At 40.2% G+C, this 21,894-nt stretch carries 30 protein-coding genes; all 30 read right to left on the bottom strand.

Annotated features, from left to right (window positions below):
• The 30 genes from ACYFX0_RS18795 to ACYFX0_RS18650 all read right to left on the bottom strand — a co-directional run bounded on the left by ACYFX0_RS18795 (position 1) and on the right by ACYFX0_RS18650 (position 21,864).
• On the bottom strand, positions 1–1,134 hold the full coding sequence (locus tag ACYFX0_RS18795) for a hypothetical protein (RefSeq protein ID WP_460271308.1): 1,134 nt from the start codon (positions 1,132–1,134) through the stop codon (positions 1–3).
• Positions 1,135–1,315: 181 nt separating this feature from the next.
• A complete protein-coding gene (locus ACYFX0_RS18790) occupies positions 1,316–1,900 on the bottom strand; it encodes an HU family DNA-binding protein (RefSeq protein ID WP_221660311.1) in 585 nt (194 codons plus the stop codon).
• 15 nt (positions 1,901–1,915) lie between these two features.
• Positions 1,916–3,169 (bottom strand): DNA polymerase III subunit, encoded by a 1,254-nt coding sequence (locus ACYFX0_RS18785; protein WP_460271306.1) that lies wholly within the window; start codon positions 3,167–3,169, stop codon positions 1,916–1,918.
• Between the two features lie 71 nt (positions 3,170–3,240).
• Complete coding sequence (locus ACYFX0_RS18780; protein ID WP_460271304.1) at positions 3,241–4,158, bottom strand: hypothetical protein; 918 nt, start codon at positions 4,156–4,158, stop codon at positions 3,241–3,243.
• Between the two features lie 18 nt (positions 4,159–4,176).
• A complete protein-coding gene (locus ACYFX0_RS18775) occupies positions 4,177–4,920 on the bottom strand; it encodes a hypothetical protein (RefSeq protein ID WP_460271302.1) in 744 nt (247 codons plus the stop codon).
• A gap of 14 nt (positions 4,921–4,934) precedes the next feature.
• Complete coding sequence (locus ACYFX0_RS18770; protein WP_460271301.1) at positions 4,935–5,903, bottom strand: hypothetical protein; 969 nt, start codon at positions 5,901–5,903, stop codon at positions 4,935–4,937.
• Positions 5,904–5,943: 40 nt separating this feature from the next.
• On the bottom strand, positions 5,944–6,264 hold the full coding sequence (locus tag ACYFX0_RS18765; RefSeq protein WP_460271299.1) for a hypothetical protein: 321 nt from the start codon (positions 6,262–6,264) through the stop codon (positions 5,944–5,946).
• Positions 6,265–6,282: 18 nt separating this feature from the next.
• Complete coding sequence (locus tag ACYFX0_RS18760; protein ID WP_460271298.1) at positions 6,283–6,690, bottom strand: hypothetical protein; 408 nt, start codon at positions 6,688–6,690, stop codon at positions 6,283–6,285.
• Between the two features lie 181 nt (positions 6,691–6,871).
• The gene (locus ACYFX0_RS18755; protein ID WP_440028021.1) at positions 6,872–7,735 is read right to left on the bottom strand and encodes an AIM24 family protein; all 864 of its coding nucleotides are present in this window, start codon (positions 7,733–7,735) and stop codon (positions 6,872–6,874) included.
• A gap of 17 nt (positions 7,736–7,752) precedes the next feature.
• Positions 7,753–8,205 (bottom strand): hypothetical protein, encoded by a 453-nt coding sequence (locus ACYFX0_RS18750; protein ID WP_460271296.1) that lies wholly within the window; start codon positions 8,203–8,205, stop codon positions 7,753–7,755.
• A gap of 119 nt (positions 8,206–8,324) precedes the next feature.
• Positions 8,325–9,278 carry a diadenylate cyclase gene (locus ACYFX0_RS18745; RefSeq protein WP_460271295.1) on the bottom strand — a complete coding sequence of 318 codons (954 nt, stop codon included), beginning with the start codon at positions 9,276–9,278 and terminating at the stop codon, positions 8,325–8,327.
• Between the two features lie 18 nt (positions 9,279–9,296).
• Positions 9,297–9,860 carry a hypothetical protein gene (locus tag ACYFX0_RS18740; protein ID WP_460271293.1) on the bottom strand — a complete coding sequence of 188 codons (564 nt, stop codon included), beginning with the start codon at positions 9,858–9,860 and terminating at the stop codon, positions 9,297–9,299.
• 206 nt (positions 9,861–10,066) lie between these two features.
• Positions 10,067–10,831, bottom strand: a complete 765-nt coding sequence (locus tag ACYFX0_RS18735) for a hypothetical protein (RefSeq protein ID WP_460271291.1) — start codon at positions 10,829–10,831, stop codon at positions 10,067–10,069.
• Between the two features lie 95 nt (positions 10,832–10,926).
• On the bottom strand, positions 10,927–11,301 hold the full coding sequence (locus tag ACYFX0_RS18730; protein WP_460271289.1) for a hypothetical protein: 375 nt from the start codon (positions 11,299–11,301) through the stop codon (positions 10,927–10,929).
• A gap of 132 nt (positions 11,302–11,433) precedes the next feature.
• Positions 11,434–11,625 carry a hypothetical protein gene (locus ACYFX0_RS18725; RefSeq protein WP_460271287.1) on the bottom strand — a complete coding sequence of 64 codons (192 nt, stop codon included), beginning with the start codon at positions 11,623–11,625 and terminating at the stop codon, positions 11,434–11,436.
• Positions 11,626–11,637: 12 nt separating this feature from the next.
• On the bottom strand, positions 11,638–11,769 hold the full coding sequence (locus ACYFX0_RS18720) for a hypothetical protein (protein WP_460271285.1): 132 nt from the start codon (positions 11,767–11,769) through the stop codon (positions 11,638–11,640).
• A gap of 4 nt (positions 11,770–11,773) precedes the next feature.
• Entirely contained in the window at positions 11,774–11,923 is a 150-nt protein-coding gene (locus ACYFX0_RS18715; protein WP_460271283.1) for a hypothetical protein, read from the bottom strand.
• 14 nt (positions 11,924–11,937) lie between these two features.
• Positions 11,938–12,786, bottom strand: coding sequence for a hypothetical protein (locus ACYFX0_RS18710; RefSeq protein WP_460271281.1), 849 nt, complete (start codon positions 12,784–12,786; stop codon positions 11,938–11,940).
• A gap of 23 nt (positions 12,787–12,809) precedes the next feature.
• Positions 12,810–13,658: a hypothetical protein gene (locus ACYFX0_RS18705; protein ID WP_460271279.1), complete on the bottom strand. Its 849-nt coding sequence runs from the start codon at positions 13,656–13,658 to the stop codon at positions 12,810–12,812.
• Positions 13,659–13,712: 54 nt separating this feature from the next.
• On the bottom strand, positions 13,713–14,177 hold the full coding sequence (locus tag ACYFX0_RS18700) for a hypothetical protein (protein WP_460271277.1): 465 nt from the start codon (positions 14,175–14,177) through the stop codon (positions 13,713–13,715).
• A gap of 78 nt (positions 14,178–14,255) precedes the next feature.
• The gene (locus ACYFX0_RS18695; RefSeq protein ID WP_460271275.1) at positions 14,256–14,486 is read right to left on the bottom strand and encodes a hypothetical protein; all 231 of its coding nucleotides are present in this window, start codon (positions 14,484–14,486) and stop codon (positions 14,256–14,258) included.
• Positions 14,487–14,609: 123 nt separating this feature from the next.
• The gene (locus ACYFX0_RS18690) at positions 14,610–14,876 is read right to left on the bottom strand and encodes a hypothetical protein (protein ID WP_460271273.1); all 267 of its coding nucleotides are present in this window, start codon (positions 14,874–14,876) and stop codon (positions 14,610–14,612) included.
• A 28-nt stretch (positions 14,877–14,904) separates the two neighbouring features.
• Entirely contained in the window at positions 14,905–15,561 is a 657-nt protein-coding gene (locus ACYFX0_RS18685) for a restriction endonuclease (protein WP_460271271.1), read from the bottom strand.
• A gap of 141 nt (positions 15,562–15,702) precedes the next feature.
• Positions 15,703–16,875 carry a hypothetical protein gene (locus ACYFX0_RS18680; RefSeq protein WP_460271270.1) on the bottom strand — a complete coding sequence of 391 codons (1,173 nt, stop codon included), beginning with the start codon at positions 16,873–16,875 and terminating at the stop codon, positions 15,703–15,705.
• A gap of 103 nt (positions 16,876–16,978) precedes the next feature.
• Entirely contained in the window at positions 16,979–17,836 is an 858-nt protein-coding gene (locus ACYFX0_RS18675) for a hypothetical protein (RefSeq protein WP_460271268.1), read from the bottom strand.
• Between the two features lie 107 nt (positions 17,837–17,943).
• The gene (locus tag ACYFX0_RS18670; protein ID WP_460271267.1) at positions 17,944–18,804 is read right to left on the bottom strand and encodes a hypothetical protein; all 861 of its coding nucleotides are present in this window, start codon (positions 18,802–18,804) and stop codon (positions 17,944–17,946) included.
• 124 nt (positions 18,805–18,928) lie between these two features.
• Entirely contained in the window at positions 18,929–19,276 is a 348-nt protein-coding gene (locus tag ACYFX0_RS18665; RefSeq protein WP_460271265.1) for a hypothetical protein, read from the bottom strand.
• Between the two features lie 65 nt (positions 19,277–19,341).
• Positions 19,342–19,911 (bottom strand): dCTP deaminase/dUTPase family protein, encoded by a 570-nt coding sequence (locus ACYFX0_RS18660; RefSeq protein ID WP_460271264.1) that lies wholly within the window; start codon positions 19,909–19,911, stop codon positions 19,342–19,344.
• The gene (locus ACYFX0_RS18655; RefSeq protein WP_460271262.1) at positions 19,886–20,539 is read right to left on the bottom strand and encodes a hypothetical protein; all 654 of its coding nucleotides are present in this window, start codon (positions 20,537–20,539) and stop codon (positions 19,886–19,888) included. Before ACYFX0_RS18655 ends, ACYFX0_RS18660 begins: the two co-directional genes overlap by 26 nt.
• A gap of 11 nt (positions 20,540–20,550) precedes the next feature.
• On the bottom strand, positions 20,551–21,864 hold the full coding sequence (locus tag ACYFX0_RS18650) for a GspE/PulE family protein (RefSeq protein WP_221660284.1): 1,314 nt from the start codon (positions 21,862–21,864) through the stop codon (positions 20,551–20,553).
• Positions 21,865–21,894 lie beyond the last annotated feature (30 nt).

The raw sequence follows: 21,894 nt of genomic DNA, 5'->3' as shown, positions 1-21,894 counted from the left end.
TCAACCCCTAACCGAGTAGTTCATGTAAGGGTCATCCTTAAAGTCCGCTACATTTCTAACTAAATCGTATTCTTTATCTTCAATCTTCATTTTTGCTTTATCTACCTCATTGTCTTGCAAAGCAGCTTCATCTTTGTATACCGCTTCATTATCAATCTCGTAAACGACAGTCACTAAACCACCCTTAAGTAGCGTTTTTCCTTTTGCTTCTGTTTTAGAATCAGAGTCCAATAGAAACGGTACTGCCTTCAAATCCATATCTACCTCACGACCCATATTTTTTACTATCGTACCTGCAGGTTTTGCTTGCTTCCCATTAATTGTGACAGAAAGCCCACTTAACTCATTGATAACCTCTTCTGTACTCTTATCCTCATCAGCAAATGCAAAGAAACTTACAAGAGATTTACCTTTATATTTCTCACGGATATCTTCATTGTTTTTATCCCCGTCCATACCGCTAAATCCAGAAGGTTGTACTGCAGGATAGCCAATACTCCATCCTTTTACCTTATCGTACCCTTTTGTATCTACAAAATAATCCGTTGCTGTTACGCCCATTTGTGTACCCTTACTCTCTAGCTTTCCAAACGGCTCATTAAATACGACACGCTTAGGCATCCCCACAAGACCGTTTTTATCGTACATAGCACGGATATTTCGAGTTACCTGCTCTTTATCATCCTCTGACATCCCTGTACTCACCAGGAATCCCCCAACGTAACAGTCTGCAACCTTCTCACCATATTCCTCTTTAATCGCATTGTAACGACCCATAGGGAGTAAATCCCCATTACGTTTCTCTAGTTTACTCACAAAAGACTGCACTTCTTCTTTTGTAGGGAGTTCAAACCCTACCTCTTTTGATACCTCGTTACGCAGCTCTTTTGTTACATCTTCATACTCCGTAGTTGCCGTACCCTCAGCTCTATCTAACGGCGTATTCCATGTGTAGTACCCCACCGTACCGCCAACCAACACAATCATTAACCCGGAAGCGATTCCGACCTTATTCCACACGCTGCGATACTCATCGTACTTGATAGCTTTACTTACTTTATCCCAAGCCCGTCTGCCCGCTGTAAACCTAGGCTTTTTTCCATCTTCTTGTTTCTTTTTCTTATCTTTTGCCACGAATAACCCTCCTTTGTTGATAATAAAAAGGGATGCACCCGCATCCCCTTATACCAATTACCTACACCGCAACTTAGCTATATACCAAGTTAGCTATAAGTCCAATCCCCACTACTACAACAAATACGATAAAGCCAATTAACCAAAACTTATTTAACCCACTCACACAATACACTCCCTTCTATATCTCGACAGTCTCAAATCGGAACTCTCTTTCTTTCATAACCATGTACGGCACGTTTGCTTTTTCATCTAGTTGAATATCAAAACGTAAGTCCTTTTTCTCTACCTGCTCCAGTATCAATTCACCAGAGTCCTTTAATACGAGAAAATCAGCCATATCTGGTTTATCCAATACAGGAGATACTCGTGTATCACAATACACTTTGTTTTCTCCCTCACGTGGAATCACATACCCGATACCTTTTACATTCACTTGATATCCCTGACCTACTAAATCATGCATGCGTCTGTAATACACTTTTACGACTTCGATTACTTCCGCCTCTTGTAACCCGCCTAATTGATGCATTACTTCATTTACCTGCTCCTGTATTCCAAACACCCTATTTTTATAGATAGAGCCTCGTTTATACGTAAACGAGATAGTAAACAAACCCTCACAATGGATTGTATCCCCTCGAGATATACTCTCTTTCAGTACCTTACTTAATTCCTTGATGATTCTGTGGGATTTATGATAACTAACCCCACATCTATCTGCTACATACTGAATTAAGTCCGTGTACTTCACCCGTTTTGCCAAACCCACATACACCTCCTAGCGTCTTACCTGTTTTGCTCCTTGGAACGCACTTTCAATATCCGCATCTGTAGCCTCAGCAGGTTTTCGGTTAGTATTGCCTGCCTTTACCTGCTTTGTTACTTCTTTATATCGGCTGCTTGCCTTTTCTGGTGTGATATTAACCGCTCGTTCCTCTACCTTTAACGCCGCCATTACCTCTACAGCCAAGGAGTACAACAGGAATCCTGCACTTCGTTTAATTCCACTGTACTCTTTCAATACTTTCAATAGTTTTATAATATCACTATCCGTTAACCCCTTAATCAAGTCACGCATCTTTTTCACTTGCATTTCATCATATCTATCTAAACGGATACTTGCTCTTATATTCATCAGCTGTACAACATAGTCTCCTAGCCCATCTACAAATGCGACAACCCCTATATTCTTCTCTTCCATTGTCGCTGTAAGCGTTGTGACCTCATGCAGTTTTCCTGTTTTGCATATACGAATGAAGTCTTCGAATACTTTCTCAGAGATTAACTCAAGTTCTGCTTGTACTGTATTTCGTTTTAAGTTCCCCGTACTCGCTGCAATAACCTCAGCACGGTTTAGCGTATCACGTGGCGTTCTACCAGACTTATCAGCCAGTAACTTTAACCCTTCCATCGTGTAATCTACGCCCTCTAATTGACAGATTGTAACCAACCTCTGCGCTATTTCAGAAGCAGTAGGTTTTTGTACGTTAAAGCTAATTAAACGGCTTCTGAAGGCATCTAACAGGTCTTGCGGGTCAGTTGTACATAAAATTACATATAAACCCTCAATCGGCTCCTCCGTAATCTTAAGGAAGCTACTTTGCGCCTCTTTCGTTGCCCTTTGCACCTCATCCAGAATAAACACACGCTTTGTATCACCTAACGTACGCTTCTGCATACGACTTACAATGTTCGTTGCATCTTCACGTTTATTCATCTTCGTTATATCGTATTCATATACTGAGATTCCACGAGGTGATTTACCCGTCTGGATATAATCCTCGTCCATTCTCGTACACGTATCACAACCGCCACATGCCTTACCGTTTACAGGTCTCTCGCACATTAACGCTTTAGCCAATAACCTAGCCATTGTTGTTTTACCAGTACCCGGGTCTCCTTTAAATAACATCATCTGCGGTAACTTACCTACCTCAAGCAGCTTTGCTATTTTCCCCTTCATTGTACTGTTACCTATATATTCTTCCATTAATTTCGGTCTAAATTTACGTGTCCACGATAGTTCTGACATTCTAAAAAACCTCCTTATATCAAGCCTTCACAGAAAAAAGGGATGCTATGCACCCCTTACCGTTACGACTATTACTTTGCCCCAATTACATCTGACAAGTTAACCGTCCCGCCCGTTTCAGTGCCTTTGGTACTATTATAGTAACTTGGCTCCTTTTCTGGGGCAGGTTTGTTATCAACAACCTCTTCTACTGTCTCTTTTACCTCTTCAACTTCTTTTTCCTTCGGCTTTTCCTCGACTTTAGGTTTTTCTACCTCTTGCTTCGGCTCATCCTTTGGTTTTGGTATATACGTATACTTACTACGCTCATCGATTAAACCCTCGTTTACAATCTTCGTTACCATACCCTCTAACCCGGCATTATGGATAGGGTTTAGACGCTCTGTAATCCACGGTTTTTCCTGTGTTGTATACGTATCTGATAATCGGTTTACAATTGCAGCGATAAACTCTGGAGATGGGTTTTTAATCTCCTCGATAACCGCATTGCGTACGAATGCATTTTCCCAATCTCCGTCGTCAAGCTGGCGATTTACTACATTCTCTGTAAGCATACGGTTTCCTTTTTTCTGGTACTCCGACATCAATCGGTCACGCACCACATACTTCGCAATTTGCTTGTACTCCGTAGCTGCATTTGGTGACGTCATATCAAGCTGAGAAACTCGTTCCCAGTCATTTAACACCTTGAAGTATAACGTCATTGTTTTTGAAACCTCATCAAGATGTAAAAACATCCTGCGGTCAGGCTCAGCAGGGAAATCATCTGTTAACGAAATGACTAATGATAAGTCATTCGCTACTTTTACAACCACATACCCCTCACTTAACTGAATATCCGCACTCTCGAAGTCGTAAGGGTTATGCCCTGCAGATGCTGTATAAGGAACTACTACGTACGTCATTAAATTTGGAATACCCGAATGTCCTCGTTCGGCTAACTGATTTATTACTTTTACAATCCTATCTACCTTCCAAAAGTCATTCATACTCTTATCCTCCTTTTATTATTTTGCAAATGGGTTCGATATGAACGCACTCTTCTGCAACGTTTGTTTTAACATACTTACGCTTCGTGAATGGTCTTGTTGTCTACTCTTACCGCCTTTTTTACGGTTGTTGTTCTTTAATCGTTTTTGATAGTCATCTTCAATTAAGCGCCATAATGGATGTGTACACTCATCTTTTGTAACCGCTAGCTCAAGAGGTTTTGCATAGCGCCCGTTCTCGTCGTATTTATAAACATTAACCAGTCTATCGTCTTGCGTAAACGCCTCTAGTCGAGCCGGAAACGGCATCAAGTAAGTGATAGTATCCTCAACTAACACCTCTCCTGTCTCTTTATCCTTCTTCTCACGACTTCTTGTTACGATATAGGCGTTACGTACCCCGTAACGAGCAACTAAGTTTACTGCTTCTTCTTTTGTCATAAGGAATCTTCGACCCAAAATAGGTGTTTTCTCGATTTTAGGCACTGGGTTTCCATCATCATCTTCACCCATTATTTCCTTCTCGTCATACATGAAGTTCCCGTCATCGTCTCTTGCTACCTCAGCAATCTTATACCCACAAGAAGGTGCGATATTTGTACCCGCATTTTTACGTATAAAAATCTGACTTAACGTGACCGTACCTTCGACGTAATACATACCGTCAACAGAGTCTAACCCCGGTTTCTTATCGACCTTCTCTACAATCTCAAATCCTAAATCGTCCTCTTTATTTAGGACTACTGCCTTGTTTTCCTCCACACTAACGCACCTCTTTATTCAAAAATTTTCCGTAAGCTCTTCATGCCGTACTTATCCATGAATGCCACCATCAACTGACGATTGATTTCATCGTTCGCTCTTGCATCTGCCGTTACCTCAAGCGGTAAAATCAGCTCTAACGCATGTAATGCCTGACCTTTTTTATCATCTGACAACGTCTCAGCGTTTGCAATAATTTCTTTTTCGTTACCTCGAACCTCTCCGGCAACCAATCCTTCTTCTCTAAAGAATTTATCAAATGCTGCTTGCCCAAATCTGAAAATACCGATGATATTATCTGATTTATCGCCCACCATACATTTCTTCAATAGAATACTATTGTATGGACACCCTAATTCTTTTTCATAATTTTCTAATGTAATATCGCCACTTTTGTTTAATACGTTTAACCAAACAACATTATCCTTCACGAGACAAGATAAATCCTTATCGTTTGTAACAACTGCAACATTATCATATAAACTTGCGTTTTGCTCAACAGCCGCATGCACCATATGGTCAGCCTCTAACCCGTCAGCTGCTAAGACTTTATACCCTGCTTCTTTTAGTAGTTTATAAGCTGTGTTTACTTGGTCAAAATATTCATCGCCCATTTGAACACGATTCGCTTTATAGTTTGCATCGATTTTCTTTAACAAGTTATTAGGCGTATCAAAACAGAAAATGTAATCCGCCTCAATCTTTTTGTACTTGCTAAACAAACGTAGTAATCCGTATAAAGATGACGTATTCATCTCAACTCCATTTACCTCGTAACTCATTGGTTCACGTCTAAATTTCCCATAACTTCCGTCAAACGGTTGCTCCATAGAAATGAAGTTAGAACGCATCACCGCAGATACATCAACTACAATTAAGTTCTCTTGACCCTGCCACTTCGCTATATCTACTTTAAATACTTCCTTCTTAGCTTTCTTCTTTACTACTGCTTTCTTTGTTACATCCGATACTTTAACCACCATTTGATATACTCCTCCTACTTTAACCCTGTGTATGATTTTTTTATATAAACCGAACGAATAACGCTATCTGATTGTCAGCAAGGACTGTTGTTACAATATAAATCTTTTTATTGTTAAAAATTGTATAAATGCGTTGAAAATCTACTCCGAATATTCCTGAGTCTTCTTTACTCATTCCATCCGTCAGTAGCTCAAATACTTCACCCAGTTCGGCTCTTGTAACAGGCTCACTGCACTTTCTGCGCCCCACTACATCCGTATTTTCTTCCTCATATCGCACAACATCTTTACCTTCTGTTATTTCCAAATACAATAACGTATCCGAATCTAAGACCTCTTTTATCTCATCTACTACCCGCACACAAACCCCTCCATACTCTTAATATATCTTCCAGTACCCAGAGCGATTTCGTGCAGCGTTACGTGCTTCTTTCATCTCGCGTATCATGTTGTTCTGTAGGTCTTTTACGACTGAATTGCTACATATAACCCCATCAACTGGCTTAACTACCATATCACCGACGTACGTCAGTAAGTTCATTACCTCCAGACGATATGTACCAATCCCTAACCTATCCACACCTAACACTAGCCTAGCTGCTATGTCTGTGAGCGTCCCAACATCCCGTCTAGATAAGTCGAATGTTTTAATACTTACAGAACCTGCATACCGAATCATTCCAATATGCAGCAGCACCTGTCTGCTTAGTTTACGACCAAACCCATCTAACTCTGTGTCTGTTAGTTGGCTTACGTCCAAGCTTTCATGAACGTCTGCGTAATCCATCGCACACCGCCCTTCCTGTAACGTTTCCTTTATCATACACGAAGTAATCTCGGTTATTTCGGGTTGCCTTATCAAATAGTCGGTTGGCTATCACATAAATTTTACTATCGTATAGTTAACTTTCAGAAATAATACGCTTTCCCTTACATAGAAAAAGAGCCGAACCCTAAGGCTCAACTCTTTACCTGTTACCCAATAACCGAGATAGAAACCCACCTCTCTGGTGTTTACCACTGTTTGGGGTATCCTGCAGCCCCTCATCTTTTCCAAGAGACAATGTTTTGTAATACCCGATGGTCGGCGCTGTCACTACATACCCACTACCTGAGTACTCCTCAACTAACCCCTCTCCGTTCACCATACTCCCAAATAACGTACTAGATGTTCGAACTGTCCGTTTTAAGTCTCCTACCCAATACAAGACATAATCCCCATCAACCCGAAACGGTCTGTTTGGATGCACCTCATGTTTTTCTAACTCATTGGGATGTACTGGAAGCTCTAACGCTATAATTCCCTTACCCCTTACGTCTGTCTGAAACATAGATTTATTTGCAAACATCATATAGCTTAAGTTTAAATTTTTTGTTGTTTTAAACTGGAACTGCCCTGCACTTGCTAAATACAGCCCTTTTTCTAATACAACCTTACTCTCCGTAGCTACCCGGAGCAGCTTAATAAAACGGAAACTACTCTCTAACGTCACCCGACCGTGACCCTCGACCGAAGGACGGAAGAACGACTCATCGTTTGCTCTACGTACAACCCCACGGAATATCTCCATTGGATTTACTTTTACTCGATTGAACCGAATGTTCCCAGTAGATGATTGAAACATCCCGCCGTCAAATACTAACTCTCCACCTCTTAACTCAACCTCTAACCGTCTTAGCTTCATTCCTAATTTTTGTGCATGATAAATCCCTGTAGCATACTGAATATCTCCAATGTAACTACTGTCAAACTCACGTACCTGCAAGGTAGAATCGTTTAACGCCACCTTATCCAAAATACCTTTTTCATCGTTAAATGAAGGTAAGCTCATCTATATCCCCCTCTTACTTATACCCTATATTCAAGCATTCGTTCTTTTACATCTGCTAACCCATGTACTCTGTTTGCATTTACAAGAGACACCGTATACCAATCCTTACCCTCATGCATAAACAATCGATAGGCTTGTCCTCCTCCGTATACAACTAAACCGCTTACTCTATCCTGACTACATATCAACTTCACTGCCTTTTCTTTACATGGCAATGGAACTAAATACCCATCCCAAATCATGAACACGTCTCGAACCTCTGGAATTCGCTTAGCTAACGCCTCACGTAACCCAATAAACGTGTCCCTTACAACCTCACAACTCTCTTCGTTGTCTCCTACAAAATCACGAAACCCATGCCGGATTCCTTCGTTTAGAATTGCATCTATTTGAACTCCCGTAATAATTCGTGAAATATCTCCCACCAGTAACTGAATCATTTCCTGTATTGTTTTGTTCTCTAGGCTCATGTGCCTTATCCCTCTTTCTATATATGACTACCCTGCTACTCATCTTTACCGTTATCCAACAAATGAATTGTTTCAGTCTACTTAAAACTAAGAAAAAAGACGATACTCACGTATCGTCTCTATCCGAAAAACCCTTTAGGTTCTGGTTCTTTCACCTGTTCTGGCTCCTCTTTTTTCTTACCTTTTTCTTTTTTCTCAAGTCGCTCCCGTTTCTTTTGCTTCCGAAGTTCTAACCGTTCCTCTTTTGTTAATTTCTTTTTCTTACTCTCTTTTGGCTTCGGATTGTTTAACTCATCTAAGGTTCGCTCATCCTTTTTACCTATAAGGAACATCGTTAACCTCTCTCGAATCGCTTCTTCACTTACACCAGATTCTATATTCATATCCTTTAATTCGAAACCTAAATCAATGTTTACGTCCTTATCAATATGACCCATCAAACTGATTTTACCTGTAGAACCATTTACACAAATAGCAGCAGCCTCGAATGTTTCCACAGCACCTAAGCAAGCATACTCCCGAATACCTGCCCCAGCTCTACTTAACTGACTACTTGTAACGAGCGGCAGCCTACCGTTTACACTAATAATTCGGCTATTTCGAATAACCATAGCCCCAAGGTTCGTCTCATCGTTTTGCCATATCATTTCAATCACGTCTTTATCGACATGAATGCTATCTAAACTCTTACCCGTCTCAATAACCTCTTCTAAATCATAGTCTCTTTCAATAACGATAGTTGCCCCGCACTTTTTACGTGATAACTGCGAAACCGCTGCAACTAACTCACTAACCCCATCCTCATCTAAGTACGGTCGATACTCTACTTTCTTACCTAAATTCCCCCAACGCATAATAAAGATAATAACGAGCATTAAACAAACCAACTCTGTCTGCATCTTCATACCTAAACCACTGATATATACCGATGCAACCCCAAAGATAAGGAAAAAGCTAATGGTGAGTTTTTTCCAATCCTTTACCCCATCTAAGTAATAGATATGATATAAAACCCCACCAACTAAAATAATAAACAGAACAACACCAAATAACCCAAACAAACTAATTCCCATCTTGCCACCTACTTACTCCTATTTAATTACGATATACAATCCATCTTCATATTTATCCGTGTTGTTATACACCACAACCTTCTCACCTTCTATTTTTGTTTGTAAAATCGGTGAGAACGACTTAATAATCTCGATATCGCCATGAGGTAATTTACTATATTTGGTCTGTAGTAGCGACTTTACGTCCGTATACTTCACAAAATCCTTATGCCCACTAACCAAGGCTGTTTTATTCTGCTTCTTGTCTTTCTTATCGCCCTTTTTACCCTCTTCAATATCCTGTTTGTCTACCGACATCCCGTCTTTTTCAACTAACTCATCGCCCTTTACCCACGTTTTATCTCCTGTATCTTTTGACTTTTCCACGGCAAAATATTTATCCGCATTATCACCTACGTCGTTTACTTTATCTACCGCTTTCTCTCCTACCCCTTTTAGGCTATTTCCGACCTTCTCAGCCGTACCCTTAGGGTCTTCTATCGTCTTATCGTAGAAGCCGATTGGGAGGTAATTTCGCACGTTAACCGTAGTGAACGTATCGAGCATGAATATGGAGAAGAATAGCGCCCCCACAAAGACCATGACACCAAATACTCCACGTCCTATCCTCTTGGCTAGTAGCAGGAGAATAATAATCACTAACCCCCACGTAATGTAACTAAACAAGCTATACACATCCTATCTATTTAGACTTTCTTTCTATCGTTCTTATACACTTTCACTTACCTAAACTCGTAAGCCTTATTTCCCCTATCTAACCCATAGAAAAAAGCGAGGTCGCCCCCGCTTTATAAATTAACCCCTACCACGAAATATACGAATTCGTCGTCGTATTTTACATCAAATGCAATGTGTGGCTTAGTTGTAATCCCTTTAAATACCTCAGGGTTTGCAACACTACCCCTATATTCCAGTATCTTCATCATGTTTGGACACGTATCCGAAACATGGTACTCAAAGTCTTTCATTTCCCACTGGAAGACATTCTCCGTATGTTTTCGTTCCGCCGTTAACTCGCACAATACATCATACTCATCGCTCTCCGCTATTTTAGAAGTTACCCCAAGGAACGCTACTTCCTTAAGTGGTGTTGCTTCAATCCAATCCCTCATTTGCTCCAATGCGACCTCACATACTGTAAGAAGCTGCGCCACTGTATGCCCGACAAGCACTCTCTTAGCTTTCACAGCAATCACTAAACTGTTTTCGCTACTATACGCTGTTAACTTCACATCTTCATACCCAACCTTCTCCTTCAAACGCTCCTCAACTGATTCACCTAAACGGAGCATCAAATCGAACTGCTCGCAACTCTCATCATCTAACACAAATATCCCATTCTCTTGTTCAACCCACTGGAATATACCCTCGGTCTGTTCTTTTGTTGCTCTTAAAATCCCTACTACATACCCATCATCATCCATATGGAACTCCATAGGTTTTACAAAACGACCTTCTGCATCAACTTCAAATACCTTTTCAACCGGGCTAGATAACACCCAATGTCGCATAACCTCATGTACTACCCACTGTAAACTATCTCTATCTCCCACACCCATCACGTCCTTTATTTTTATTATTACCCTCACTATACCTTGTCTTCTTTTTCTTTTTTGCTAGTTACTTATCAAAACAAAAAAGCAGCCACTCAATCATCGAGTGCTGCCTTATCTCCCTCTACGTACAACTTATTTTTATATACAGCAGCCTTAACTGAGTCGGCAACCTGCAACTTATCATAGCGCTCTTTATCTACCAAAACCTTCTTCTTTAATCCATCTTTTTGAACCAATAAGAAAAATTTATCGTCCTCAAAACTAAGAAAAGAAGTCCCGCCACCCTTTACAATTTCTTTATCTTCTACAGATGCCTCTACTTTTTTACCCTCACTAAAAGCCGTTCTCTGGTCTTCGTTTTCCTGCATAACAGATGTCACTGCAGGATACGCAGCCCACACAGCCGCTACAAAGAGCAAACCCACAAATATTACTGCAAATACATTTGCATCTAGTCTTTTATCCAAATTAAACTCCGCCCATCCTCATTTTATACATTAACCTACTTTTTTATTTTATATTCGAACATATAAATATAATCAAGCATATTTATCAAAACAAAAAGACCTCCCGTTTTAGAAGGTCTTTTACTGTTTTACTTATTCGAAATTACCCATTTCTAGCAATTCATAATACTCCTTTTCCGTAATATCCCCGTTGTTATACGAGTCGATTATCCCATCATGAATAACTCCATCGTTTTCTATAATTTGCCCTAAATCATTACTCTGACGAAACTCCTCAGAGTAATGCTCAACAATTTTCCCTTTTAATTCTTCATACTTAGCCATTAATTACCTCTCCTATTCCTCAATCTCTTTAATTGTCGCCTCAACATCTCTCAACTGCGCTTCACTGCACGTATCTAACCTTTGTATCGTATAGGTATCCCCATACTCTCCGCTATCACAATCCCTCGGATAGTACCAGTACACTCCCTCACGTATCCGCTTTAACCTTAGGTTTGTCATTCGAATCTAAACGAGCAACTGAAACCTCATTAATGGTATCCCTCTTTGTAGGATGTATAACCACATCGGTTAGAACAAACACACCATCTTCATCAAAAGCTACCCAACCTTTTTTCACACATCCTCACTCCCTTATCTATCCGTATCTTTAACCGTCACACGCACCTTTATTACCCCGTCATAACCCCCAAACTGCACCCACAAATGCTTTTGATGTACTGCGAAGAAGTTTCGAGAAGCCATCTCTGCATATCTCAAAATTTCTCTTGTTGGCGGGCATCTGAAATCAACCTGCTCTGTGATTTTATCAAAGTCTAGTCTGTCAGAGTCCCCATGACTATCCAAATCAATATCCCCAAACGGATTAAACAGTAAAAACCCATTATTCCTCATTAACTCATCTGTAGATTTCACAGGAGTCCAGTCAAACAGACCTTTTGTCTCTTCCTTTGTCGCTTCAATTTCAAATACAACTTCATCTATTAAACTCATTTCATCCACTAACCGTCTTGGCATCATAGAAAACTCTATACCTGCTAGCGGTGTGCATGCTATTAATTTACGAAACTCATGTAACGCCAACTCCTCAAGCGCCATACGTTCTACTACTGGCATACCCTTATACCCTGTATACTCTCGCTTCTCGCCAGAGAACCAAAGCTCACAACCCTCTACCCATTTTCTCGCACCACAATCAAACACATAATCCGGATAATGTAATCTAACCATATTTATAATAGTAAGCTGACCGTACGCCAACTCTAGATTTGTAGGGTTTCCGTCCAGATACGACACTGAAACCGTCTGTTTATGCGGGTTTTCTTTATCAAATGCATCCACCTTAACCTCATCATCCACTCTTTTGCGTAGCCCTTTTCTCCCGTCAATCCAATCATTCATTTTATCTATCAGAAACTGTGTTAAATCTACAATCTTTTTAACATCTTGCTCGTTTTTACTTACATATGTACTGAATCTCATAAACCATCATCCTCCAATTATAATTAACTTAGACTTAAAAGCTCTAATTTAGGCTCTATTATTCCACGTACCTCATTAAAAAGTTTTATAATTTCTTTATCGAACCTACATAATTCAATGTAAATATTTTCGGAGTTGTAGACTTTACTACCTACTAAATCACTGGAAGGGAATACACAATCCCCATCGTATTCATACTCCACTCTTACGTTATCCATGTTCCAAACTGTACACTTTCCTGTAGGCGTAGACATATCCCCGTTTTCATGTAAGTCTATATCTAACCTAAGATATCCATCATTCTTATCGTAATTAGGAATCGTATCTTTATCAGTTTCAATTTTCGCACCATAACCTACTTGATACTCCGACAAATCTATAAATCCCCTATGTTTTATAGCATTTGCTAACTGTCTTATAGTGAACGGTTTATCGACATTCTCTAAATAATTAGCACTGAAATTCTCTAGGTTCTCTAAAAACCGAAGCATATTAGCATCTTCTAATTTTTTAATTCCGGCACTTAATCGCTTCCAAGAACACCTACCCTCCACTTTATCTAACCAACCATCCTCACCTCTCTGAATATCTCCTTTAGGGTTAAAATTCTCCCACATACGATAGTACACCCAAGGTATTTGTAAAAGTAGGTCAAAACAGTTGTTAAAATCTAAAACAGCATACCTCATATGCATACGAGGTCGAGTTCCTTTACCTCCTTTCATTTCTTCCTTAAATTTATTTTTCGAATATTGTGCGTAACCATAAGTCATTAAAAAACCTCTAAGCTTACTGACAGCCAGTCTAGAATCGACCCCTCTGAACTCCATATAAAGCATAGGGTCGGAAAGTCCCCCAATAACTCCTTTCAAGCCAATTCCCCCTCACTAGTAACTTTAGTAAATAGATAGGTGTAGCTAACACCTCTAACGAAGTGTAGCAGCTACCGTCATTTCAATTTCATTATGTATTGCATGTACCGCGAACTCGAAATAGTACTTTTCTCCGCTAGGTAACTCAAAACTACCCCAATCTGTAGGATATTCTGACACCTCACGAAACGCAGCGCAATACCTAGCATCTACAATCGATTTTACCGCACTACCATAATAAAATTTCATAACCTCTTCATTGCTACACTCCTGTTTACCTAACGTCAGCGCAGCAAACTTCCCATCTGCGTAGTTCACAACATTATCTACTGTTAACCACGTAAATACTCCCTCTACTTCTTCGCTAGGAATTACAACCCTAACCGCTACATGTGTATCTAGTTTTTCAATTGTTTTAGGTGAAACTACACCTTCTGCTTTTCTTAACGGTGTATTCTGTACCCACTCCAAAATTTTATTTTCAGCTAGTACTTCCAATGTATCGATTACCTGTGTCATTTTAATTCCCCCTACAGTTCGTTTCTCTTACTTCTTAATAATATACCATTTTATTATATTTTAGTCAATATTTCCTTGTTAAAAAGACACCCTTACGGATGCCTTATATCTTCCATATTTCTTTACTCGTAAGAACTCCTTAACGGCTTCTTTTCGTAATGTTGCATAGCAACCTTCACCACTCTCATATTCTTCCTCGTTTCTATAACAACACCAACCACCTGTTACCTTTACAACTTCTGCAATAGGTTCTCCGTACTGTAAGACCTTGTACCCAGAACCCCACTTCACGTATTTAATTCCTAACACTTACATACACCTCCTACAGAAAAGAGTTTATTCCCTGTATTTGTTGTTTTAACTATACCATTATTTTATATTATAGTCAATAGTTGTGTAAAATAAAAGACACCCGCACAGATGCCTCCCTACTTAACGATTCCGCTTATCGTCCATAAACCCTCCGAATAACCAGAACACGCCTTTTATTATGAACATACCAATAATAACTATAGCCCCGAAAAAGTTTATATACGGCGTTAATACGAATATCCACTCTCGCCTCTTCATTCCTTTATCGTAACCCTCTTTACTCAGTACCTCGTCTTTGTTGTTTACACCCAAATACACAATATACGCTGGTACAATATATCCCCAGAAAAATGTTGACGACATTAAACCATATAACGCCCCTATCACACAATCCCCTCCTCTACAACTACTATACCTAATCTTCCCAACGTACTTCTACCTCTTCAGTGTTCTTACATTTCGGATAGTTACTGCAGCCATAAAACTTACGCCCATGATACCCATTCCTTACAACCATCTTCCCAGTCTTACATACAGGACATCCATGCTCAACCACATTGTACGTAATATCAATGTCGCCTCTATCTAACTCACCAGTACCTTTAACCCAACGAAGCAGTTCGGTACGGTCTACAAGCCTTACACCGCAAGCTTTTGCTAACTCCTTTGCTTGCCATGTATACGTACGGTTCGTAACAACCCACGCCTCGTCTGCACCATAATAGACCATCCCCGCATACACCTCTTGCACAGCGTTAATTCCTACTTTATGCCCATCGCCGTGTCGTTTCGCTTGGACTGCTACCTTCTTCTTTTTACCTTTTATGATAATATCGACCCCGAAATCTCCTTTTTTCTGCGTAGAAATGGACTCGTATTTCATCTTCCTAAACAACAATTTTAGATACTCCTCAAACTCATACCCGCTGAGCTTATCTACCGCATGAATCCCGTCTTTCCCTACGTTCCTCTCAACCAAACCTCTACCGAATCTCTGCAGAAGTGTTCGAAGTCCAAAAAGAGCAGCCAGAATCACAATGGCATACGAAGTATACTCTGGAATGTTACCCATCTGTATGTATCCTCCTTAGATGTACATAAATAAAACCCATATAGGCGTTACATTAACCTACACGGGTTCATTTCTTTATTGTTATATCGTCAGTATACTGAAAAGCTACTGTCTTTTGTTCACACTTCTTATCAAATTTAATTACTTAGATAAAGCTACTGAAACCTCAAGTACTCCATTTACACCACGCAACTCTAAATCCCAGTTATACACTCCATACCGTTTAACCATATCCTTTTTAATACTTTCCCCAAGACCAACAGCACTATGAAACTCCTGAGAAATTTTCGGGTCAATAATTGACTCTACACCCTTACCATACACATAACTTACCGCACCCTTACCCGTTTTCCCGCCTAAATTCTTCACATCATAATACTCATGAATGTTATCGCCGTTTATCCATTTAAACTGATTATCTTTAGATGCTTTACTTTGTCTACTTACCCTAACTCCAGTACCTGTAACCTCTGTTTTAACCTCACTCAAATCTATTTTGGATAACCTCGTATAGTCTATCCAACCCTCTAACAGTTGCTTTACTATCTTTTCCTCATCTTCCTTACTCAATGTTCCACGGCGCATTCTTTCTTTTTCGGATTCTAGTTTTCGTTCCGCCTCACGCTGCTTTCTTTCCTCTTCGTACCGCTCCATACGCCTTTGTTCCAACCCATCTGGGTTGTACCTTATCATTTTCTTTTCTTCATCCTTACCTTTCTTCTCGGGTAATTTCCCAGTGATTCTCAATTGCGTACTCTTTTTTATCCAATCTGTAAGACCCAACACATCAATAATTTTCTTAACCTTATCCGGAAAATCAGTATACGGTGTCAGTTTTGCATCCTCTACATCTTCCTTACGTCGGGATACTTGGTATTTATCTAGTACTTTTTCACCATTTTTGGTCTCTGTTAAAATCTCCACAGCCCTTACCGAATACCCTGCCTTATATAGATACACCATCAGGTACTCCCGAGCCTCTTTCTTCTTCGATTCAGACCACCCTGTATTTCCTTTAACCTCTTTGTTACTACCTCCTTTTACTGCAGCTCCCTTACCTTTACGCACCTCGGAAACCTTCTGCACTCTCGCAGTAATTCCTACCTCCTGTGCAGCTTTCTGAACCGCATCCGGGAACTTTTCATAAGGAACAGGGACAACCTTTTGACCTCGAGGTCTCGCAGCCACTCCCTCTTTTTTAAGAACTTTTGAAATATGTCCAGATACTGAGTCAAATATAGCCGCAATATCGCCTTGCGAATACCCTGCTTTATATAAATATGCTATTAGTTTGTAGTCATGTTTTCGTGTCAAAATACTCACCTCAAAATTTTATCTTTACTACCTATACCAACTATCTAACTGTCTCTTTTCTCCATAAGAAAAAGGCACAGTCTACCTGCACCCTATCTAGAATCTATTTATCTTTTTCATTAACGATTACATCGACGTACAAGTTCCCATCCACACCCTCAGCTATGAAATCAAACGAGTATGTAGGGTTTTTCTTACTGACCGCATCGTTTAACTTCTTACCGTAATTCAGAATCCCTCGCATTGTCTTACAAAACTTAGGGTCTACCGCCTCATCCCCATCATATAGCGTCAGCATTGCAGTTTCCGCATCAAACTCCGCACCCACATCTGCCTGTCTGTATAACTCATCGTAGTTATGATAATTGAAGATATTTCGTTCATCAATCCACAAGAATCTTTTTCTTGTTTCATCCCAACCCGCACCTGTAGAAGCCTTTACTCCCCCAGTTCCGGCAGCCCCTACCTGTATTGGGTTTAACTTGATATACTTCAAATCAGTGTTTTCAATCCAGTTATCTAATAACTTTTTAGCGATTTCACTTACATCCGCTTTACCTTTTTTAACTCCTTTACCCTCTTTATTTACATCTTTTTGTTTTTTATCTTCCTTTTTCTTTTCAGTCCCTTTAACCTTCATGCCATCTTTAGGACTGGCTTTTGGTTGTTGCTTAGGTACACCCACCGTCGGTTTCTTACCCGGTTGTTTACATGCATCAGATACCTTTTTAACTTTTGTTGCTAGCCCTGCCTCCTCAATTGCTTTTCTAACCGGAGCAGGGAACTTCTCACAAGGCACAGGGACAACTTTCTGACCCCTTGGTCGGCTTGGTACTCCCTCTTTCTTAAGTACTTTTGAAATATGCCCAGATACCGAACCGAATACGTCAGCAATAGCTCCCTGCGAGTACCCTGCTTTATATAAAAACCCTATCAACTTGTAATCATGCTTACGTGTCAAACCCATCACCTCTATATTTTCTTAATACTTCATATACTGACTATCTAACTGTTTATATTCTCCATAAGAAAAAGGTGTGAGATACCCCACACCCGTTTTCTTATTATTTATTTCTTAACGCTTACGCTCACACTTGCATATAAACGGTCTTTTGTACCGTCTACACTATATCTTACATCTAGTTTTGGGTACTTCTTCATTAAGTCCTTTGCACGTTTCTCACCGTACTTCTCGACCTTATCTAAGTTTTTGCAGTACATAGAATCAATAACCGAGTATGCATCATAGATAGCATCCATCGCCTGTACTTCCATCGGGAACTCATCATTATCCCTATCAATACAGCTAATATCATGATAATCCCCTACATTTCTTTCTGTAATCCACAAGAACACGTCCTTAGTCTCACGATACCCCGCTTCAACTGTTACAGAACTAGATACTGCACCATACTCTCCAGATAGGCTACTCTTTTGTGTAAACTGAACCCCCTTAAGCGGTGTATTTTTAACCCAATCCTCTAACAACTGTATTGACATGCTTTTCACATCTTCATTTGTTAAATCAGCAACTTTCTTTTTCGGTTCCGCTTTCTTTTCTGCCACTTCTTTAGGTTTTGTCGCCTCTTTTTTAGGCTCAGCAACCTTTGCTGCAGCTTTTACCGTCTCTACTTTCTTAGTAGCAGCTTGGTTTTGTCTGCCTTTTTCCTTTTGCTTATGTGCCTCAGACACTTCATGCGCTCGTTTACGTGTCTCATCGTCCCCTAACGCTGTCTTCCAAGATGCCGGGAACTTTGCATACGTAGGTGGCTTTACCTTAACCCCTCTAGGTCGTATTTGCACCCCCTCCGCCTTTAACACCTTTGAGATATGCCCCGATACCGACTGAAATATATATGCAATATCCCCCTGTGAGTATCCAGCATTATATAGACCCGCTATGAGTTTGTAGTTTAATTTACGTGCCATGTAACATCCTCCTATCTTCATTACCTTATCGTATAACCACTATCCCAGAAACCTGTCTCTCTATACACAAAAAAGAAGTATAGGAAATCCTATACTCTTCTTACGCTAAATATACCCGAATATCCTATTGTGCCTTTTTACGTTTTCCTACCCCTCTATCCCTACTTTTATTCTCAATCACTTTTCCCTCTTGAAACCCAAGATATAGATTTTTATAAATGCCTGATATTTTAGCCATTCTAAGACTTGCCCCGCCGCCTACCTCATCGATTGCAGTTTGAAGCTCCAAACTAAACCTCTCGTACGAAACTGGTACTTTAACCGTATTTACAGGGCGTAACTCTATCTCCTCTTTTTTAAGGATTCTCGCAACATAACTCGCAGTAGAATCAAAAACCGTAGCCACATCTTTTACTGTATACCCTAATTTGTATAACTCCACCACTGCGTTGTAATTAAATCTCCTAGACATGTAAAAACCTCCTATCACTCCTATCTCTCTTTACTGACATCAAAAAAGAGGGGCTATCCCCCTCTTTAGAACTTTCCACTCGACCCATGTCCGCCAACACGTTTCTTATCTCCACCAGTATATGTATTCTCGTCCGCATCTAATTTCTTAGAGAAGATAGCCTGCGCAATGCGTTCACCCTGTTGGATAAAGTAATCTTCCGTACCGTTGTTGTATAGTGTGATTGCAATATTACCACCTGTTTTTTCGTTATAGTAATAATCCATATCGATTATACCTGTCGTATTTGCAAGCATTAACCTATGCTTTGTACCATGCCCGCTACGAGGATATATCGAAAGTACCTCATCCTCTAACATATACGCTTTAATATCTGTAACAAATTTGTACTGCTCCCCAACATTAAGCACTACATCTTCCTTTGAGAAGAAATCAAAAGCAGCCGCTTTCTCAGAACCTTTATACGGTAACTTCGTATACACCTCTTTATGCTGCATATAACCCTCATCTACAACCTCAAACCCACGAACTTTTCCATTCGGAACCTCTAACATCTTCAATAATTCCGCAGCCTCTAAGACCTTTTCTACTACACCTGCATCTAATGACTTAAGCCCCTCTAAGTTGATTCCCATTTTTACCTATCTCCTCTACATAACTTTTATAAATATTAGTGTGTTTACGTACAATGAAGTACGGGATAAAGTTCAATGCCACCATAAATACTACTTTTAACCATTCCCAACACAGGAACAAGTAAATTGGCGCTCGTCTTGGCAAGGCGTTTTCAGTAAAATGAACCGCTCCTACACCATCTAACGCCATATAGAAGTAAATACCTGCAATTACCCATATAGAAACTTTAAACAGTACAGAGAGCCGTTTCTGCTTATCTACACGCACATCTTTCTCCGCATGTACCTGTACAGGTACAAAATCGTCCAACTTCCTCACTTCTACCTCAGCATCACGCATAACAATTAACGTACTGAAAGCAATAAATACGGTAATAAACGCTCCGATTGCCACAAGGAACATAGAAGCCTCCAAAAAGAACTGAAGCGTTGTATACATAACCAACACAATTGCTAGTAACGTATTGACCGTAGCAGCCCCATACAGCCTCTGCATATGACCCTGTATCTTCTTACCTCTCCTTAACCAAGTATCATTCATTAACCCAGACATGTACATCGCATACACCAAATACATAAGAAACCATGCTCCGAAGTACCCATGCCACACAAAAAATTCTGACAGCATCCGTTTTCCTCCTAATCAATTAAGTGATACGCCGTGTCCATATCGATATTCCCTTTCTCTAAATGCTGAAACACATCCCACTCGAGCGGGTAATACTTAGACCCTTCCGTCTCCAATAGATAGTCTTGCAGTTTATAAATGTCCCCCTGAGCTTCATCGACACCTTTGTTATAGGTTCTATTTGCTCCAAGCATCTCAACAAGCAAAACCTGACCATCTGTTCCTTGGTGATTACAATACTTACATCCGTCTGGATTCTTTTTATACACCACAACAAGTTGTTTCGTTGTTCGAAGTTTAGAATCTATCCAACCTTTATCTTTAGCCGTAAGTACATATTCTTCTCTACAATGTTCACATAGCTTGTCTTGTAGCGTTTGATATAAGACCAACTTTAGCGCTGTACCTAAATCTAATGGGCTTGCCCCAAGTTGCTTTAACGCATTTCGTACCTCAAGCGTATTGTTGGCATGTAACGTTGTTAACATTAAATGCCCGGTAGTTGCTGCACGTACCGCTGCTGCCGCTGTCCCCTCATCATTAACCTCTCCAAGCAGGATAACATCGGGGTCGGAACGTAAGACAGATTTTAAGGCACTCCCAAACGTAACCCCACGCAAATCGTCTGTACTTATCTGCGTTACACCATCTACCCGGTACTCTACAGGATTTTCAATTGCGAATACCTTCTTCGTTCTTCTATACAACTCCATAATGGTATGGATTGCCGTATATAAGGTAGTTGTTTTACCCGAACCCGTACCCCCAGAAAGGATAATCATCCCCTCTTTTAAGTTAAGGACACGCTTCATCTCCAGTGCTACGTCATCTGGAAGCCCTAACTTATCTAAGCTTCCAGTTAGTGTGTTAGCATACAAAATACGCAACACAGCCGATTGTCCATTTATCGCAGGTACAAACGACGCACGGATATCGTAATCATTTGGTCCAAATCTATGCGTCATTCGACCGCTTATCTCTAATTCATGTATATTTTCAAGTGATACCTCAGCACGGTTACGTAAGACTGTAATTAACCCATCTACTGCGTATTTATGTATCTTACGTACCGGAATTATCTCCCTACCTACACGAAACTCCACCACACCGTAACCAGACCACTGATTGATATGAACGTCCTTCGCCCTATTCTCAATTGCATCGTTTAAAATTACATCAGCAAGCTTATTTAATCGCTCATCTGACCGAATTGTCGTAGGCGTGAAATACGTATCCGTGTTTTGTCTCTTTCGATACTCCTCACCAAACCCTACGTCCATATCGCCCTTCTCATCGAACGCTAAATTATTTTGTGTTTCTAACATCATGTAACCTCCAAAAATCAAAATGAAAAG

This window comes from Bacillus sp. NEAU-Y102 (assembly GCF_054788175.1).
This window is presented reverse-complemented; position numbering and strand designations above follow the sequence as displayed.

Bases quoted from the DNA above. Each gene is read 5' to 3' on its own strand.
- ACYFX0_RS18785 (WP_460271306.1), bottom strand. From the start codon at position 3,169: ATGTCAGAACTATCGTGGACACGTAAATTTAGACCGAAATTAATGGAA.
- ACYFX0_RS18780 (WP_460271304.1), bottom strand. From the start codon at position 4,158: ATGAATGACTTTTGGAAGGTAGATAGGATTGTAAAAGTAATAAATCAG.
- ACYFX0_RS18770 (WP_460271301.1), bottom strand. From the start codon at position 5,903: ATGGTGGTTAAAGTATCGGATGTAACAAAGAAAGCAGTAGTAAAGAAG.
- ACYFX0_RS18760 (WP_460271298.1), bottom strand. From the start codon at position 6,690: ATGGATTACGCAGACGTTCATGAAAGCTTGGACGTAAGCCAACTAACA.
- ACYFX0_RS18755 (WP_440028021.1), bottom strand. From the start codon at position 7,735: ATGAGCTTACCTTCATTTAACGATGAAAAAGGTATTTTGGATAAGGTG.
- ACYFX0_RS18750 (WP_460271296.1), bottom strand. From the start codon at position 8,205: ATGAGCCTAGAGAACAAAACAATACAGGAAATGATTCAGTTACTGGTG.
- ACYFX0_RS18745 (WP_460271295.1), bottom strand. From the start codon at position 9,278: ATGGGAATTAGTTTGTTTGGGTTATTTGGTGTTGTTCTGTTTATTATT.
- ACYFX0_RS18740 (WP_460271293.1), bottom strand. From the start codon at position 9,860: ATGGTCTTTGTGGGGGCGCTATTCTTCTCCATATTCATGCTCGATACG.
- ACYFX0_RS18725 (WP_460271287.1), bottom strand. From the start codon at position 11,625: ATGGCTAAGTATGAAGAATTAAAAGGGAAAATTGTTGAGCATTACTCT.
- ACYFX0_RS18710 (WP_460271281.1), bottom strand. From the start codon at position 12,786: ATGAGATTCAGTACATATGTAAGTAAAAACGAGCAAGATGTTAAAAAG.
- ACYFX0_RS18700 (WP_460271277.1), bottom strand. From the start codon at position 14,177: ATGACACAGGTAATCGATACATTGGAAGTACTAGCTGAAAATAAAATT.
- ACYFX0_RS18685 (WP_460271271.1), bottom strand. From the start codon at position 15,561: ATGGGTAACATTCCAGAGTATACTTCGTATGCCATTGTGATTCTGGCT.
- ACYFX0_RS18670 (WP_460271267.1), bottom strand. From the start codon at position 18,804: ATGGCACGTAAATTAAACTACAAACTCATAGCGGGTCTATATAATGCT.
- ACYFX0_RS18665 (WP_460271265.1), bottom strand. From the start codon at position 19,276: ATGTCTAGGAGATTTAATTACAACGCAGTGGTGGAGTTATACAAATTA.
- ACYFX0_RS18660 (WP_460271264.1), bottom strand. From the start codon at position 19,911: ATGGGAATCAACTTAGAGGGGCTTAAGTCATTAGATGCAGGTGTAGTA.
- ACYFX0_RS18655 (WP_460271262.1), bottom strand. From the start codon at position 20,539: ATGCTGTCAGAATTTTTTGTGTGGCATGGGTACTTCGGAGCATGGTTT.
- ACYFX0_RS18650 (WP_221660284.1), bottom strand. From the start codon at position 21,864: ATGTTAGAAACACAAAATAATTTAGCGTTCGATGAGAAGGGCGATATG.